Below are 16,371 nucleotides of genomic sequence, written 5' to 3'. Positions count from 1 at the left end.
GACGTGGCCGTCTTGCAGAAGGAATCCCGGTCCTTTAGGACCGGGAGGACGTCAAGCGCGGGTTTGATCGGTTGGAGCAGTCAAGGCATCGTTGAACCAAAACGGCAACCTGGTTTAATCTGAACCAGTACGCAGCGGTCGATGGTTGAAACACCGTCGCAACGGGCACAACATAACGCTGGATCGGCGTGCGAACGTGGCCTGACGCGTCGTTGAATTCAGCCCATTTGAAACTTCTCTCACGGAGTATTCATGGAGTTCGATGCCGTTTTGCTATCCCGCTTCCAGTTCGCCTGGGTGATTGCGTTTCACATCCTGTTGCCGGCCTTCACGGTCGGTTTATCGTGCTTTATCGCGACGCTTGAATTGCTCTGGTGGATAACCGCGCGGGATGTGTACAGGCGGCTTTCTGCGTTCTGGCTGAAGATATTCGCCGTTTCATTCGGCATGGGCGTGGTATCGGGAATTGTGATGCCGTTCCAGTTCGGCACCAACTGGAGCCGTTTCACCGATGCCACCGCCAGCGTGATCGGCCCGCTGATGGGTTACGAGGTCCTGACCGCATTTTTTCTTGAAGCCGCGTTTCTCGGCGTCCTGCTGTTCGGCCGCAAGCTCGTGCCGCAATGGGCGCATGTGCTGGCGGCTGTTTTTGTCGCGTCGGGAACGGTGATTTCGTCGTTCTGGATTCTGGCGGTGAATAGCTGGATGCAGACGCCGGCCGGTTACCGGATTCTCCCGGATGGCCGCTTCGAAGTGACGAGTTTCTTCGACGCCATCTTCACCCCCTCCTTCCCCTACCGTCTCGGCCACACAGTCAGCGCCTTTCTTGTGACCGCCGCGTTCGTGATTCTCGGCGTGGGCGCGCTCTATTTGCGGCAGCGGCGCGCACTGGAGGAGAGCCGCGTGATGACCAAGATGGCCCTGATCTTTCTCGTGATCATGGTGCCGGTGCAGATGGTGATCGGCGACATGCACGGTCTCAACACGCTCGAACATCAGCCGGCCAAGATCGCCGCGATGGAAGGCTTGTGGGACACCGGTTCGCGCGTGCCCGCCAATATCTTCGCGATCCCCGACCAGGCCAACGAACGCAACGATTTCGAAATTTCGATTCCCGTACTCGGCAGCATCTATCTCACGCACGATCCGAACGGCACCGTGCGCGGCCTGAAAGACTTCCCGCGTGAGGACCGACCGAACGTCGCCGTCGTGTTCTTCGCGTTCCGGATCATGGTCGGCATCGCGTTGCTGATGTTTGCGCTGGTGCTCTCCGGCATCGTGCTGTTCGCGCGCGGCAAGCTTGAAACAAGTCCGCGCTGGCTGCGTTGCGCCACACTCGGCATGCCGCTGGGGTTTATCGCTGTGCTGGCGGGATGGACGACCACTGAAAGCGGCCGCCAGCCGTGGACCGTGTATGGATTGCTGCGCACCAGCGATTCGGTCACGCCGTCGTTGACTGCCGGCGATGTCGGGCTCTCGTGGCTGCTCTACGTGCTGGCGTATATCGTCATCTTCGGCTCGGGATTCATCCTGCTGCGACGGCTCGTGCGGATCGGCCCCGCCGATGAACACGCCGATATCGACAGCGATCTGCTGCAACCGGAAACACGCGCGGCGAGGCCGTTGTCGGCGGCATCGGCTAATGCGCCGGGCAGTACCGGCGCCGCCAAAGCGGCCGGTCCGGACGATGTCGTTCCCCCTTCCAGGAGATCATGATGCTCGACCTCGTGCCGATGTGGGCCGCTATCCTGGCGCTCGCGGTATTCATGTACGTGCTGCTCGATGGCTTCGATCTCGGCGTGGGCATGGTGTTCCTGCTGCGCCGCGACCCCGTCGAACGCCAGCTGATGATCAACTCGGTCGCGCCCGTCTGGGACTTCAACGAAACCTGGCTGATCCTTGGCGGCGGCGGTTTGCTCGCGGTCTTCCCGCTTGCGTTCGCGATCATCGTGCCAGCTGTTTATTTTCCGATCCTGCTGATGCTGCTGGGTTTGATCTTCCGTGGCGTGGCGTTTGAATTCCGCGAGGTCGTGGGTGCGCGCAAGTGGATATGGGACGGCGCGTTCGGTTATGGATCGCTGATCGCGACGTTCTCTCAAGGCGTTGTGCTCGGCATGTTCATGCAGGGCTTTCCGATTCACGGACGTGTGTTTGCCGGCACGAGTTGGGACTGGTTCGCGCCGTTTCCGCTGCTGACGGGTGTCGGGCTGATCTTTGGCTACGCGCTGCAGGGCACGACGTGGCTCGTGCTTAAAACGGAAGGTGAGCTGCAGGAATGGGCTCGCGGCATGGCGAAGAAAGTGCTGTTCGGCGTGGTCGCGTTTATTTTGCTGATCAGTATCTGGACGCCGCTGAAGGACGCGCGTATCTCCGCGCGCTGGTTCAGCTTCCCGAATAGTTTCGTGTTCGCGCCGGTGCCGGTGCTGACTGTGCTGCTGGTCTGGACGTTGTGGTCGGCGCTCGAGAAACGCAAGGAAGTCGTCCCGTTCATGTGCTCGATCGGGCTGTTCTTTCTGGCGTTCACGGGTCTTGTGATCAGCCTTTGGCCTTTTATCGCGCCGCCGTCGGTGACGTTGTGGGATGCATCCACCACACCGCTTTCGCAGCAGTTCCTGCTGATCGGGACAATGTTCCTGTTGCCTGTGATCGTGCTTTATGTGGTGTGGTCTTACTGGGTGTTTCGAGGCAAAGTACGCGGCGATATGGGATATCACACGTAAGGTTGCTCGCACCGGTGAACGGGTTGGGGTTCTGCCGGCAACTATTGGCAGAACCCGGCCTATACGCCAGCATGGCAAACGAAAAACCCGTCACAAAGTCTGCGCCGCAGCCTTCTCCAAAATCCTGCCCCACTTGTGCGCCTCGCGCCGGTCCTGCATCGGCAGGTTCCACCGCGATTGCGTCGTGTCCTTCACGTCAAGCGCCACTTGCCACGACCCCGCCGCGCCCGATCCGACTGGCTCAACCCGTGCGCCGCGCAGATCCGCGAAGATAAACATGCCGACCTGCCCTCCTACGCGTACTTCACACAACCGCTTGGCTGCCGCCAGCCGCACGCCACCCCAGTCGCGCTTGAGTTCGTGCGTCCAGTCGCCATCGTGAACATTCGGTGCAACTTCCTTCCACCGCAACCAGAAATACACCGCGATACTCACCACCACCAGCACCGCGATCACCGCCGCGCCAATCGCAACCTCAATACCGAGCACCGCCGATATCGCGTGAAACGACCAGAACGCGCCGTAGATCACGGCCACCAGAACAACGAGCGCAACAATAATCGGCATCGATCGAAAACCTTACGAGACTGAGCTACGTTATTGGGTCTTATGCTTCGCGTTCCAGTCTTTCAACGCCTGCAGCGTGTTCGCCACATGCTTGTCCGGCGACAAACTCGTGTATTCATAGATCACCGTGCCATCCGGCGCGATCACGTACGACACGCGATTGGCCATCGAACTGACAAGCGGCATGGTTGCGTCGTATTGCTTGATGATCTTCGCATCGCCGTCGGCCGCGACCGGGAATTTGCTGCGGCATTCGCTGACGGAAAATTTCTTCAACGTATCGATGTTGTCGTGCGACACACCAATCACTGTCGCCCCCAGGGCTTTGTATTCATCGACGGCGTCGGCAAACTCGTGCGCCTCGATCGTGCAGCCTTTCGTGAACGCTGCCGGATAGAAGTACAGGACCACGGGCCCTTTCTTCAACTCGCTCGCGAGCGAGTACTCGTACACATTGCCACCCAACGACGCCTGCGCATTGAACACCGGCGCGTGATCGCCGGGCTTCAAGGTCGCGTAAGCCACCAGCGCGTACACCGCAAGCGCGGCACCCAGCGACACTCCCAGCATCCGACCCGCAAACTTTCGCTTCATGAGATTCCTCTATTTTCGTGACGCCCGTAAAACCGGACAAACACATCACCCGTTCAGCAAGCGCGATACCTACTCCACCCGATGCGCGCCGAACCATGTGGCCGCCTCGAACTGCAGATCGGCAAGCACGGCCGGCGTCAACACCTTGAATTCCGCGTTAGAGCCGATGCTCGAATCGAGCTCCGGCGCATCGCCTCGTTCCGCGGCCTGAGAGAGTCGCAGGAGCGCGCCGAGCGAGCCCTGGCCATCGACGATCGCCGCGCAAATTTCTTTCGATAACTTAAGCAGATCCATGATCTCGGCCGGTGGCAAATCCACCACCACATGCACGAGCGAAAAGATGCCGGTCATGAACGCGGCATCGGCGAAATCCTCACTCGATGGCCGCATGACCCGCGCCGCCAGTTCCATGAAACGCGCGCGCGTCCCGACCAGTTGTACCAGCGGGTCCGAACGCCACGGCAAATGGCGGCCATCGGCGTAGAGCAGTAACTGGGTCCAGCGCGAAATCTGGCGAGTGCCGGTCGCAGCGATCGCCTCGCGCAACGACGACACCGGCCGGCTCAATTGGAACGCGCTCGAATTGGCAAGCCTCAGCAACTGCACGACCACGTTCGGATTGAGCTTCAGCTCGGCTTCGAGTTCGCCGATATCGGGCTCGCCCGACAACACGCCCAGAAGACGCAGCAAGGCAGTGCGCGACGGATTCGAGCGACGCGTGACAAGCACTTGCGGACGGGCGAAGAAGTAGCCCTGGAACAGGTCGAAGCCAAGCTTGCGGGCTTCGTCGAAGTCCTGATGCGTTTCGATTTTTTCCGCAATCAGCGTCTTGCCATGCTGCTTGAGCGCGGCTGCCAGTTCCGGAAGATGAGCACGCTCGGTGGCGAGGAAGTCGACCTTCACGTAATCCACATACGGCAGCGCGTCATACAGCGGTTCGGTGAGCGACACGACGTCGTCGAGCGCGAACTGAAAGCCCGCCGTGCGCAACTGGCCGCAGCGCTTGAAAAGCCTGGCGTCGAAGGTGACGGTTTCCAAAATCTCAAGCACAAAACGCTCGGGCGGCATGATATGGACGATGTCATCGAACAGCAGGTCGCGGTTCATGTTCACGTAACCGCGATGATCCCCGAGCACCGCCGACAAACCAATCTCCCCGACCGTTCGCGCCACGACGTGCGCCGTGGCCTGCACGTCGTCGAAAATGCGCGCGCGATTGTCGGGGCTGTCGCGAAACAGCAGTTCGTAGGCATGCAGCGCGCCGTTGCGATCGATGATCGGCTGGCGGCCAAGATAGACGCTCTCCGGCTCGCGAAGCACGGGCGGCTCGGCGGGAGTGTCGGCCGCCTTGCGCGCGGCGTGGCGGGTCGGGTTCCGATTAACCGGTGGCATGAACAGACCCGCTGGATTCATGCGACACCACGCGCTCGCTGCAATGGGCGGCCGTCATCGAAAGCTCGCGCGACACGATGCGTGCGTTCAATACACCTGACTTCTGGGCCAGCTCTGGCAATGGGCTTGGGGACGCGATCATGGCGTGCAGCAATGGAACGATGTTGGCTGAATAACGACCAAACAGCGGTTAACTCAAGCGGTTGGCTCGAGAGGTTATAGCTTAAGGATTTAGCTTAAGAAGCTAGCTTACAAACTCGAAAGCGCAAAAGTGGCCAGAAGATCGCTCGAGACGCACTCGACGGCACCTGACCCGTTCGGAACTTGCAACTGTCAAGCCGCACTCTACCCCAAATCGAGATGCCGACAAATGGCGTCAAACCCACCGCGGCCGTGGCTCACCGACGCTCCGCCATTCCTCTAAAGAATTTCGGGACATAACCGTTAACTTGCAAAGAACGCGTCCGACTCGCGGTTACCGAATCTTCTGGCGGGTCGTGCCCGCATCGCCGGAAAAAATCGTCAACCACTCCCGATGCAGCGCGCTTGCCGGACAGCGTGCGCCACGCCCTTACCGGCCCGGTGCGCAATCAGACAGGCCTTAACTGAAACATGCCAGTAAAACGGATCACCGCCCAGCGCCTGAATACATGGCTCGCTCTAGCCAGCCAAACCGGCGCCGCCGTGCGCGCGGCTGCCCGGGCGCTGATCGCAACAACATTGCCGAGCTGTATCGCCAGGTTCGCGACAGCCGACGCTGCAACGCCCGCCATGCCAGCCACCGGCGCCCGTGAAACCCTGCCTCTTGCACTGCAAGTGCCGCTCACCGTGCCCGGGTCGCCGCCGCGCGGCGTGCAGGGTTCAAAAACCGGGCGTCCCGCCTCGGCTTCACCCGCACCGCTTCATCTGCTGCACCCGGCTGCCGTGAATGAAGCCGAACCGCCCGCAAGCACCGCCATTGAAACCACGCTTGCCGCGGTCGATTTCCTCGCGCAAGTGGATACGTCGCTGCGGTTTTGCTATGTCTCGGCGGGAAGCATCGATTTCCTCGGTTATCACCGCGACTACCTGAGCTCGCTCACGCTGCACGAACTGGTGCCGTCGGATGAAACCGCTGAACTCGATGCGCTCGTCGCCCGCGCACAACAAAGCGGCAAGCTCGAAACGGCGACGCTGCATCTGCTGAAGTCGCTGACCACGCCGATCTGCGTCGAGTTGCGGGTCCTCGCGACGCATACGCAAGGCGTGCCCGGCTTCGCGCTCGCGGCGTTCGAAGTTTCGCGCTGGCGCGACAACGAAGCCGCGCTGCGGCACACGCTGCATCACGATTCGCTGACCGGCCTCGAGAACCTGACGGCACTTAAAAGCGCGCTCGATGCCGCCCAGGCCGAGGCCATTCGCACGCACACGCACGCGGCGCTGCTGCTGGTGAATATCGACGGCTTCCAGCGCATCAACCGGGCGCTCGGCTACGACGCGGGCGACGACATGCTGCGCGAGACCGCGCGCCGCATCCAGCACGCGGCTCGCGCCGGCGAGCGCGTGGCGCGTGTGTCCAGCGATGAATTCGCCGTGCTGCTCTCGGCTGGCACCTCGGCCGAAGCGGCCACCGCGGCCGAAGATGTCGCGCGGCGGGTGTTGAGTGCGATTGCGCAGCCCTACCGGTATCGCGAGCAGCACACGCATTTGTCGGCGAGCATCGGCGCGGCAATCTTCCCCGATGAAGTCGTGCAAGCCAGCAGCAGCCTGCTGCGCATGGCCGATCACGCGCTGGCGCAGGCGAAGACCTCGGGCGGCAACATCGTCATGTTCCATGTTCCCGATGACGACCCCCGCAACGCGGAGCGCCTGAACCTCGAAGCCGATCTCTACGAAGGCGTGCGCAACGGCGAGTTTTCGCTGCATTTCCAGCCGATCACCGAAAGCCGCAGCCGCGGTGTGGTCGGCGTCGAAGCGCTGATCCGCTGGCAGCATCCGGTGCATGGCCCCGTGCCGCCGGTAGCCTTCATTCCGCTCGCCGAATCCATCGGCCTGATCAACTATCTCGGCAACTGGGTGCTCAAGGCCGCGTGCATGCAACTGGTGCAGTGGGATAGCGAAGGGTTCGTGCTGGACTACGTCTCGGTGAACGTCTCGCCGCAGCAATTCCGCGACAAGCGTTTCACGCAAAACGTGAAAGATGCGCTGCAACTGACGGGCCTCGATCCGAGCCGGCTCGTGTTCGAAATCACCGAAAGCCTGCTGATGCACGACCCGGAAGAAGCCACCCTTCTGCTCGAAACCCTGGCGGCGCTTGGCATCACGTTCGCCGTCGATGACTTCGGCACTGGCTATTCCAGCCTGGCCTACCTGCAGCGCTTCCCGCTGTCGAAGCTGAAGATCGACCGCAGCTTCATCGAAAACCTGCTGACCTCGCGCAACAACCAGGCGATCGTCACCGCGGTGGTCGGTCTGGCAAAATCGCTGGGGCTCGAACTCGTGGCGGAAGGCGTGGAGACGGAAGCGCAGCGCCATCTGCTAATCGAAATGGGTTGTGACCAGATCCAGGGCTGGCTTATCTGCAAAGCCCTGCCCGCCGGCGAACTGATGCGTTGCTTTCAGGATAAAACGCTCTTTCTCCAGGCGCCTTTATAAGATACCGTCACGCATTTGCGTCGGCCAAGGGTATGGACGGGAGCTATTGCAGCGTTTCCTTCACGCATCTGCTGTAAAGCTTCCGTGTGACAGCGCCGTTAAAGGGTTTATGCAGGCTTTTTTCCTCGCATTACACTTCGACCCAGGTCGATGATTCAGGCCGTACCGGACAACCGGTAGGGAACGGTAAGGCATTCACATTAATCGCATGGCAAGCAATTCCAAAGCCGAATTACTGGACAAGCTGTGGGGCCGCATGAGCGAGCGCGGAGACTTTCCGATGCTCTCTCAGGCCTTGCGCACAACCGTGTCCGCAATGAGCGACGACGACCTGGACTTCACCGCCCTGGTCCAGGTCGTTCTGTCCGACTTCGGCCTCACGCAGAAGGTGTTGCGGCTCGCCAATTCAGCGATGTACATCTCGTTCGGCGGCAACATCACCACCGTGACGCGCGCGTTGATGGTGCTCGGCATGGACGCGGTCGGCCATCTGGTGGTCGGGCTGAAGCTCGTCGATCACTTTCATCAAAGCGCGCCGCGGCGCATTGACGCCAAGCTCGAACTGAATCGCACGCTGCTGTCCGGCGCGGTCGCGCGGCAAGTGACCGAGCGCAGCGAATTCCGGGCGTCGGAAGAAGCGGTGGTCTGCACGCTGATGCGTCAGATCGGCAAACTGCTGGTGGCGTTCTATCTGGAGACAGAGTGGGATCAGCTGCGCCGCAAGGCCACGGCCGAGCACATCAGCGACAGCCTCGCGTGCAGCGCGTTGCTGGGCGTCACCTTCGAGGAAATCGGCATGGAAGCCGCGGATCGCTGGCGCCTGCCGGAGACCATCCGCACCGGCATGCTGACCCGCGATCCGCTCGCCCCTATCGATGAAACAACGCCGCGCCATGTGCGCTGGCTGCAAGCTGTTACCAACTATTCCACCGAAGTCGCCGATGCGCTCACCGCGCAGCATATCGACGAGGCGCATCGCGAGAGCTCGCTGGTGGATATCGCGAACCGCTACAGCCGCGCGTTGTTGACCGACGCCGCCGCGCTCGCCGCGATGAGTCTCGCGCTCGCGAACGAAGATTCGAACGATGGCGTGATGCGCGAGATCGTGGAACTGCGCGCGGACGCGGACGCCATCGCGCGCGCGGGGTTATCGGCAGAAGCGCGGATCACTGCCGGCCTTGAAGACTTGCGCTCGCTGCCGTCGAAGAACGCGCTGGGCGCCGTGCTCGCGCTGGCGTCGGAGGCCGTGCTTGCCGGGCTCTCGTTTTCGCGCACGGTGGTGTTCGTGCGCCAGGGCAACAACGAATTTCACGCACGGCTCGGACTTGGGCCGGGCGTGGACAAGCTGCTGCCATCGCTGGCGTTTTCTGCGGCGTTCGAGCCTGACGTGTTCCATCTGGCAATCGCGAATCCGGTGGGGATTTTTATCGAGAATGCTCGCGATCCGCGTATTGAAGCCCGCTTGCCGCGCTGGTTCAAACCCTCTTTCGGCGATGCCCACGCATTCGTGCTGTTGCCCGTGAAAGCCAACGGCTCGACCATCGCCATGCTTTACGGCGACTGGACGCAAGCGGAGCACGTACGCAAGATCACGCAGCCGGAAATGGCCGCGCTGAATGAACTAATGCGGGAATTGAGTCGTTTTTTTTCTAACGCGGACTGGAAGGAAGTAGAGCTGCTCTAGTCCGTTTTGAATGCTCTGCCCGGCGCGCACCGATGACCAATCGTGCGCGCCGGCAAGTCTCTCGTTCTCACTCGCGCCAGAGAATCGCCACCGCCTGATCGCCATACTCCACGATGTACCCGCCATGCTCGCGCTGCCATTCACGCGCGGCGCCGGCACCTGCAAACCACACCTTCTCGTAGTCGCCGAAAGCGCCAGCATCGAACCGGTATCGATCGATGATGGCGGGCTCGCGTGTGTCGAGCACAGGCTTGCAGGCGTCCCAGCCGAAATGACCCAGCTCGACAGCCAGCATGTTCAATACGTGCTTGAGTTGAACGTTCGCGCGCGTTTCGTGTAGTTCTGCAAGCGTCTCGGCGCGGGTCACGCCGGCGGCGAGCAAGCGGCGCACGACGGGCATCGCGGAACTTGTATTGTCGGCGTGAGCGAAGCGAAGCAGCCGGCGCGCGTGGCGCCGAAGAAATTCGGTGTTGGTGAGACCGGAATTGACAGACCGAGGACAGGATGTTGACCACATGACGTTTCTCCTTGTTGCGCCGTTCTCGCTGCGGCTAAAGGTTCAACGTTGCGGTTTATCCAGATGAAGCGATAACGCGTGACAGGTGTTTTCACTTTCGCGAGACCGGGCGCCCTGCCGCGCCCGTCGCGAATTCTAGAACAAAGGCTTGCGGTTCAGCAAGCCCGCAGTTGTCGCTTATCGTGCACGTGGCTTAATCACGCCAGTTGAAATTTCCCGACCAGTTGTTTCAACGCGTGCGCCTGGTCATCCAGCGATTGCGCCGCGGCCGCCGCCTGCTCGACCAGCGCTGCGTTCTGCTGCGTGCCTGCGTCCATCTGCGTGACGGCGTGATTGATTTCCTCGATGCCGCTGCTCTGCTCCGCCGATGCCGCCGAAATCTCGCCCATGATGTCCGTCACGCGCTTGACCGCCTTCACGACCTCTTCCATGGTCGCGCCGGCTTCGTGAGCGAAGGTCGAGCCATCCGAAACACGCGCGACCGACGCGTGGATCAAGCCCTTGATCTCCTTCGCCGCCGCCGACGAACGTTGCGCAAGATTGCGCACTTCGCCTGCGACGACTGCAAACCCGCGCCCTTCTTCGCCTGCCCGCGCCGCTTCCACGGCTGCATTGAGCGCGAGAATATTCGTCTGGAACGCGATGCCTTCGATCACCCCGATGATGTCGCCAATACTCTTTGCACTCGCATTGATCTGTTCCATGGTCGCCACCACGCGTCCGACCACCACACCGCCCTTCTCCGCAATCTCCGATGCGTTGTAAGCCAGCGAGCTCGCCTGCTTCGCGTTCTCGGCGTTCTGGCGCACAGTCGACGTCAATTCCTCCATGCTCGACGCGGTCTTTTCCAGCGCGACGGCCTGTTGTTCCGTGCGCTGCGACAAGTCCACGTTGCCTTGCGAGATCTCGCCGGATGCCGACGCGATCGCTTCCGCGCTGGCCGCGATTTCACCGACCGTCGTCGATAAATCCTTCTGCATGCCCGAGAGCGCGTAGAGCATGCTGGTGCTGTCGCGCTTGGCGATCGCGATACGGTTCGACAAATCGCCCGCCGCGATCCGGCTCGCGATTTCCATCGCGTAGACCGGCTCGCCGCCGAGTTGTTTTGCGAGCCGCCGCACGACCCATTCGCTCACCGTCAACGCCAGCACGATCAACACCAGCGTCAGCAGGGCCACCATCACGAACGACGCGTGATAAATGGAAGCCGCCGAATCGATCGTCGCTTTAGCCGCCACGCCACGCTGTTCGATGAGGACATTCACCAGCTTCTCCAGCTTGCCCGTCGCCACCAGCAGCGAGACGTCCTGCATGCCCACTTGCCAGTTCATCTGCGACAGATCGAGCGGTTGTTCCTTCATCAGTTTGACGAAGGTGCGCAGATCGGTGCTCCACGCGCCGACGGCCGTCGCCAGACGCTTCTGGTCGCCGGATGGGTCTGCGTAGCTTTGCAGGCCCTGTTGCCCGCTGCCGATATCGGCCAGCGCGTGTTCGATGTCCGCGCCAAGTTCGTCGCGTTCCTTGGCGGTCGTCGCCGTAAGCAGCATTTTTTGCGAACGGCTCGCGCGCAACACGGCGCTGCGCAGTTCCTCCACCGCACGGGTGGCGACGTAACCTTCGCGATAGATCGACTCCGTCGAGCCATTGAGGCGGCTGATCTGCGTCAGCGCAATCACGCCGATGACGAGCGTGCCAATCAGCAACAACGCAAACGCCAGGCGCAGCGACGCCTTGACGGACAACGAACGGCCGCTCGTGCCAGCGACCTTGGCCAGCACCTTGACGGCTGCCTTGGCGCCGCCATCGGGAATAAAGCCAGCGCCGGGATTACCCCGTAGCGAAAACGGTTTCATCTATTGAATTCCCCAGTTTTGGTTGGCATCGCGCGACCTGCTTCTTGGGCGGGACGCACGGCTACATCAATGGTCTACGGCGGGAAATGGCGCTTCTTTAGAGGTGTTTTCTGAACATGTTACAAACTCATGTCACTCTCACCTAAAGTGGGCGTACTGGCTCCAGGCGTGGGCACGCTGCTGTCCGTTTCGCGACAAAGTTTGGCCGGACAATGCATAGAGGACAATTTAGAATTGTCAGCAAATGGCGCATTGGCGGCGCTGCTGAGGATCAACGAAACGCAACGAGAGACTACTTCCGGCCCATCATCATGCAGACAAGTATCGAAAAAGGCGCGCTTGGCGTTGCCCCTGTCTTGAGCCCCGCTGTTCCGCGCACCGTGTTTTCCGTGCTCGGCGCGATCAGTTTTGCGCATTTGCTCAACGACATGATCCAGTCGCTGATTCTCGCCATTTATCCGCTGTTCAAAAGCGAGTTTTCACTGTCGTTTGGACAGATCGGCTTGATCACGCTGACGTATCAAATTACCGCGTCGCTATTGCAGCCGCTGGTCGGGCTCTACACCGATAAACATCCGAAGCCGTATTCGCTGCCGATTGGCATGGGTTTCACGCTGTGCGGGTTGTTATTGATGTCGATGGCCGGAAGCTATCCGGTATTGCTGATCGCCGCGGCACTCGTCGGATGTGGATCGTCAATCTTCCATCCTGAGTCGTCGCGCGTGGCGCGCATGGCGTCGGGCGGACGGCACGGTCTTGCGCAATCGGTGTTTCAGGTCGGCGGCAATGCGGGCAGCTCTCTTGGGCCATTGCTGGCCGCATTGGTCGTCATGCCGCACGGACAACGCAGCATTGCGTGGTTTTCGGCTGCGGCATTACTCGCCATTGTGGTATTGGCGAATATCGGGCGCTGGTATCAACGTCATCCGGCAGTGAAGAAGGCACGTGGAACGGTCGCGGTGTCGGCCTTGTCGCGCAATAAGGTACTCGTCGCCATGACGGTGTTAATGCTGCTCGTATTTTCAAAGTATTTTTATCTGGCGAGCATCAGTAGCTACTTCACGTTTTATCTGATCAGCAAGTTTCATTTGCCCGTGGAAACCGCGCAAGTGCATCTGTTCTGGTTCCTCGCGGCAGTGGCCGTGGGCACGATCGTCGGTGGCCCCGTCGGCGACAAGATCGGCCGGAAGGTTGTTATCTGGGTATCGATATTGGGCGTTGCGCCATTCACCTTGATGTTGCCGTTTGCGAATTTGTTCTGGACCGGCGTGCTGTCGGTCGTGATCGGACTAATCCTCGCATCGGCGTTCTCGGCCATCCTGGTTTATGCGACGGAACTGGTCCCCGGCAAGGTCGGCATGGTCGCCGGGTTGTTCTTTGGCTTCGCGTTCGGCATGGGCGGGATCGGCGCGGCGGTCCTTGGCCATCTGGCTGACGCGACGAGCATCGACTATGTCTATAAGGTTTGTTCGTTCCTGCCGCTGATCGGAGTCCTGACGATCCTGCTGCCAAATACCCGAGAGAAACGGATATCGGCATAAGCGTGATGATCACGATCATGTGAGCAGAACAGGCATACGACCGGCGAGCGCACGACTCTAAAACGAGTTCTCGTTTCGACGTTCCAGGCGCCCCACCAGGTTGTCAAGTGACAACCTGGTGGGGCGCCTCTCCTATGGAGCTCAGGATGACTCGTTCACAGCCTCAAAAGAAGAGATTGAAGAAGCGCTGCGGCCCGCTGAAACGCGTGGTTGGCGCGTTAAACAAGGAGGAAGTCATGCGGGGCGGATTTATTGCCCATACAACGCAGCTGAGCGCCGCTGCGGGGAATTTTGTATCACGAGTGTGTGGAGTACGCCGAAAAACCCAACGAATCACACGCGGGCAATCAAGCGCGTAGTCGACAACTGCACGTTCCAGTCAGACAAGGTTTCCGAACAATCAACGGTCTCACTTAAAGCGAAGCCATGGAATACACATTCACATTAAAGTACCGACTGACAGAAAAACGGCTGCAATCATGAAGAGTTGATCGGACGTCTCAGTGCACCAGGATGCGACGACGCATTGATCGGCGTAGGTCTGCCGGGACGGATTGCGCGGGCATTCACACGCGAAGCGCAGAGCGCGCAAGCGGCATTTTTGACGAGTGCATTGAAGCACGTCAAGTCGGCCATTCCATCAGCAGCGCTGGTGGAAGCATCACCTGATTTTGTCGGCCTGACCGACGTCGCTGATGCAATTGGCGTAACGCGCCAGAACATGCGCAAGTTAATACTCACGATACTCACGAACGCGGCTACGTTCCCGCTACCCGTACACGAAGGCAGCACGGCAATCTGGCATCTGGCGGAAGTCATGGACTGGCTGAAGGCAAAAGGCACCTACGAGCTTGAGCAATCGGTTCACGAAATTGCAGAAACAACCATGCAGATCAACCTGAGCAAAGAGGCACAGCGACTCACACCGCGGGCGCAGCGGGAGCTGCGCCCGCTGGTGAAATAAGAGTAGCTACCGCGCCAAAGCCTCCTTCACCTGCACCAGCGCCCCGGCATCTTCAATCATCGGCAGATCGCCGGGGTCGCGCCCTTCGGCCAGCGCGGCAATCGCCCTCCGCAACAACTTGCCCGATCGGGTCTTCGGCAACGTCGCCAGAAAATGGACTCGTGCTGGACGCGCTATCGCGCCCAAATGCGCATCGACGCTGCGGGCGAGTTCCGCTTCAAGCGCTTCGCGCGCGCCGGCCTTATCCAGAGCCTGGGCATCGCGCAACACGACAAACGCCAGCGCGACTTGCCCTTTTACCGAATCAGCAACGCCCACCACCGCCACCTCGGCCACGGCCCGATGACTGCTGATCGCCTCCTCGATTTCACGCGTGCCCAACCGATGCCCTGCCACATTGATCACGTCATCGGTGCGCCCGAGAATGGACACATAGCCATCCTCGTCGGTCACGCCCCAGTCGAAAGTCGAATACAGCTGCTGCCCCGGAATGCTCTCCCAGTACGTCTTGATGAAGCGTGAATCGTCGCCCCACACGGTCTGCATGCACCCGGGCGGCAACGGATAGTCAAGTGCGATCACGCCCTTCTCGCCCGGTGCGCAAATCTCACCCGTTACCTCGTTACGCACTGTCAAAGCAAACCCCATCGAAGGCACCCCGGGCGAGCCAAGCTTCGGCGGCAACGCTTCAATACCCCGCGGAATCGCGATCATCGGCCAGCCGGTTTCGGTCTGCCAATAGTTATCGACGACGGGCTTTTTCAGCGCACTTTGAATCCACTGCGCGGTGGGTTCATCGAGTGGTTCGCCGGCTAGAAACAACGCGCGCAGACTCGATAAATCCGCCCGCTCCATCAGCTTCGGATCTTGCTTCTTGAGCACGCGCAACGCGGTCGGCGCGGTGAACATCAGGTTGATCTTGTGCTGCTCGATGATCCGCCACCAGATGCCGCCGTCGGGGCGAATCGGCGTGCCTTCGTACATGAGCGTCGTCAGCCCGGCAATCAGCGGCGCATAGACGATGTAGCTGTGCCCGACCACCCAGCCGACGTCCGACGCGGTCCACATGGTGTCGCCGGGCTTGCCCTGGAAGATGTGTTCCATCGATGCCGCCAGCGCCACCGCGTACCCGCCCACATCGCGTTGCACGCCCTTTGGCTTGCCGGTCGTGCCGGAGGTATAGAGCACATATGAGGGTTCGTTCGATTCGAGCCAGACGCAGGGAACATGGGCGTCGAAGAATTTTTCGCGCAGCGGCTCGTATGCAACCAGATACGGCGCCTGCAAGCGTTCCGGTGCGAGTTGCCGGTCGATCAGCAACACCTTCGACACCTTGTGCACGGCGCGCGCCAGCGCTTCGTCCATAAGCGGCGTGTAATCGATCACCTTGCCTGCCCGCGCACCGGCATCGGCGGTGACAATCAGCACAGGCGTAGCGTCATCAATACGCGCCGCGAGACTCGGCGCCGCGAAGCCGCCGAACACGACCGAATGGATCGCACCAAGCCGCGCGCACGCGAGCATCGCGAACAGGGCTTCGGGGATCATCGGCAGGTAGATCAGGACGCGCTCGCCCCGAGTCACGCCAAGCGAGCGCATCACTGCAGCCATGCGGTTCACTTCGGCGTGCAGTTCGGCGTAGGTGTAGCGCCGCTCGATGCCCGTTTCCGTCGATACATACACGAGCGCGTTCTGCTGAGCGCGCGCGCCGAGATGGCGGTCGATGGCGTTGTAGCAGAGATTGGTCTTGCCGCCGACGAACCAGCGCGCAAAAGGCGGATTGCTGCGATCGAGCACTTGCTCGAACGGCGTTTCCCAATGGATGCGCCGCGCCTGTTCGCCCCAGAACGATTCCGGATCTTCAATCGAACGGAGGTGAGCTTCACGATAAGTCGGCATTCGAAC

Annotated in this window: 12 protein-coding genes and 1 pseudogene; 7 read left to right on the top strand and 6 right to left on the bottom strand. The window is 60.8% G+C overall.

The genetic code is table 11. The annotated features are described in order from the left end of the window. Positions 1-252: 252 nt before the first annotated feature. Together M0D69_RS32665 and cydB are read left to right on the top strand one after the other, a co-directional pair. Positions 253-1,716, top strand: coding sequence for a cytochrome ubiquinol oxidase subunit I (locus M0D69_RS32665; RefSeq protein WP_301785972.1), 1,464 nt, complete (start codon positions 253-255; stop codon positions 1,714-1,716). Further along, positions 1,713-2,720 (top strand): cytochrome d ubiquinol oxidase subunit II, encoded by a 1,008-nt coding sequence (gene cydB / locus M0D69_RS32660; protein ID WP_301785971.1) that lies wholly within the window; start codon positions 1,713-1,715, stop codon positions 2,718-2,720. The genes M0D69_RS32665 and cydB overlap by 4 nt, the downstream gene beginning before the upstream one ends. A gap of 90 nt (positions 2,721-2,810) precedes the next feature. On the opposite strand, the gene M0D69_RS32655 is transcribed toward cydB, so the two are convergent. The 3 genes from M0D69_RS32655 to M0D69_RS32645 form a co-directional block, all read right to left on the bottom strand. Beyond that, a complete protein-coding gene (locus M0D69_RS32655; protein ID WP_301785970.1) occupies positions 2,811-3,287 on the bottom strand; it encodes a hypothetical protein in 477 nt (158 codons plus the stop codon). 30 nt (positions 3,288-3,317) lie between these two features. Further along, positions 3,318-3,881 carry a peroxiredoxin gene (locus M0D69_RS32650; RefSeq protein ID WP_301785969.1) on the bottom strand — a complete coding sequence of 188 codons (564 nt, stop codon included), beginning with the start codon at positions 3,879-3,881 and terminating at the stop codon, positions 3,318-3,320. Between the two features lie 69 nt (positions 3,882-3,950). After that, on the bottom strand, positions 3,951-5,294 hold the full coding sequence (locus M0D69_RS32645) for an EAL and HDOD domain-containing protein (RefSeq protein WP_301785968.1): 1,344 nt from the start codon (positions 5,292-5,294) through the stop codon (positions 3,951-3,953). A gap of 591 nt (positions 5,295-5,885) precedes the next feature. Between M0D69_RS32645 and M0D69_RS32640 the strand changes: the two genes are divergently transcribed. After that, the gene (locus M0D69_RS32640; RefSeq protein ID WP_301785967.1) at positions 5,886-7,907 is read left to right on the top strand and encodes a bifunctional diguanylate cyclase/phosphodiesterase; all 2,022 of its coding nucleotides are present in this window, start codon (positions 5,886-5,888) and stop codon (positions 7,905-7,907) included. A gap of 208 nt (positions 7,908-8,115) precedes the next feature. After that, positions 8,116-9,591, top strand: coding sequence for an HDOD domain-containing protein (locus tag M0D69_RS32635; protein WP_301785966.1), 1,476 nt, complete (start codon positions 8,116-8,118; stop codon positions 9,589-9,591). A gap of 67 nt (positions 9,592-9,658) precedes the next feature. Here the strand turns inward: M0D69_RS32635 and M0D69_RS32630 are convergent, their stop codons facing one another. Together M0D69_RS32630 and M0D69_RS32625 are read right to left on the bottom strand one after the other, a co-directional pair. Continuing rightward, positions 9,659-10,108, bottom strand: a complete 450-nt coding sequence (locus tag M0D69_RS32630) for a hypothetical protein (protein ID WP_301785965.1) — start codon at positions 10,106-10,108, stop codon at positions 9,659-9,661. Between the two features lie 197 nt (positions 10,109-10,305). Next, a complete protein-coding gene (locus M0D69_RS32625; protein WP_301785964.1) occupies positions 10,306-11,961 on the bottom strand; it encodes a methyl-accepting chemotaxis protein in 1,656 nt (551 codons plus the stop codon). A 311-nt stretch (positions 11,962-12,272) separates the two neighbouring features. Between M0D69_RS32625 and M0D69_RS32620 the strand changes: the two genes are divergently transcribed. From M0D69_RS32620 to M0D69_RS32610, 3 genes and pseudogenes are all read left to right on the top strand, one after another. Beyond that, positions 12,273-13,502: an MFS transporter gene (locus M0D69_RS32620; protein WP_301785963.1), complete on the top strand. Its 1,230-nt coding sequence runs from the start codon at positions 12,273-12,275 to the stop codon at positions 13,500-13,502. Positions 13,503-13,620: 118 nt separating this feature from the next. Continuing rightward, the gene (locus M0D69_RS32615) at positions 13,621-13,950 is read left to right on the top strand and encodes a hypothetical protein (protein WP_301785973.1); all 330 of its coding nucleotides are present in this window, start codon (positions 13,621-13,623) and stop codon (positions 13,948-13,950) included. Next, positions 13,929-14,466: pseudogene (locus M0D69_RS32610) on the top strand (helix-turn-helix transcriptional regulator). The gene M0D69_RS32615 and the pseudogene M0D69_RS32610 overlap by 22 nt, the downstream one beginning before the upstream one ends. A gap of 6 nt (positions 14,467-14,472) precedes the next feature. On the opposite strand, the gene M0D69_RS32605 reads toward M0D69_RS32610, so the two are convergent. Next, positions 14,473-16,365: a propionate--CoA ligase gene (locus M0D69_RS32605; RefSeq protein WP_301785962.1), complete on the bottom strand. Its 1,893-nt coding sequence runs from the start codon at positions 16,363-16,365 to the stop codon at positions 14,473-14,475. Positions 16,366-16,371: the final 6 nt, after the last annotated feature.

This window comes from Caballeronia sp. SEWSISQ10-4 2 (assembly GCF_030464885.1).
Lineage (GTDB): Bacteria > Pseudomonadota > Gammaproteobacteria > Burkholderiales > Burkholderiaceae > Caballeronia.
This window is presented reverse-complemented; position numbering and strand designations above follow the sequence as displayed.

Bases quoted from the DNA above. Each gene is read 5' to 3' on its own strand.
- M0D69_RS32665 (WP_301785972.1), top strand. From the start codon at position 253: ATGGAGTTCGATGCCGTTTTGCTATCCCGCTTCCAGTTCGCCTGGGTG.
- cydB (WP_301785971.1), top strand. From the start codon at position 1,713: ATGATGCTCGACCTCGTGCCGATGTGGGCCGCTATCCTGGCGCTCGCG.
- M0D69_RS32655 (WP_301785970.1), bottom strand. From the start codon at position 3,287: ATGCCGATTATTGTTGCGCTCGTTGTTCTGGTGGCCGTGATCTACGGC.
- M0D69_RS32650 (WP_301785969.1), bottom strand. From the start codon at position 3,881: ATGAAGCGAAAGTTTGCGGGTCGGATGCTGGGAGTGTCGCTGGGTGCC.
- M0D69_RS32645 (WP_301785968.1), bottom strand. From the start codon at position 5,294: ATGAATCCAGCGGGTCTGTTCATGCCACCGGTTAATCGGAACCCGACC.
- M0D69_RS32640 (WP_301785967.1), top strand. From the start codon at position 5,886: ATGCCAGTAAAACGGATCACCGCCCAGCGCCTGAATACATGGCTCGCT.
- M0D69_RS32635 (WP_301785966.1), top strand. From the start codon at position 8,116: ATGGCAAGCAATTCCAAAGCCGAATTACTGGACAAGCTGTGGGGCCGC.
- M0D69_RS32630 (WP_301785965.1), bottom strand. From the start codon at position 10,108: ATGTGGTCAACATCCTGTCCTCGGTCTGTCAATTCCGGTCTCACCAAC.
- M0D69_RS32625 (WP_301785964.1), bottom strand. From the start codon at position 11,961: ATGAAACCGTTTTCGCTACGGGGTAATCCCGGCGCTGGCTTTATTCCC.
- M0D69_RS32620 (WP_301785963.1), top strand. From the start codon at position 12,273: ATGCAGACAAGTATCGAAAAAGGCGCGCTTGGCGTTGCCCCTGTCTTG.
- M0D69_RS32605 (WP_301785962.1), bottom strand. From the start codon at position 16,365: ATGCCGACTTATCGTGAAGCTCACCTCCGTTCGATTGAAGATCCGGAA.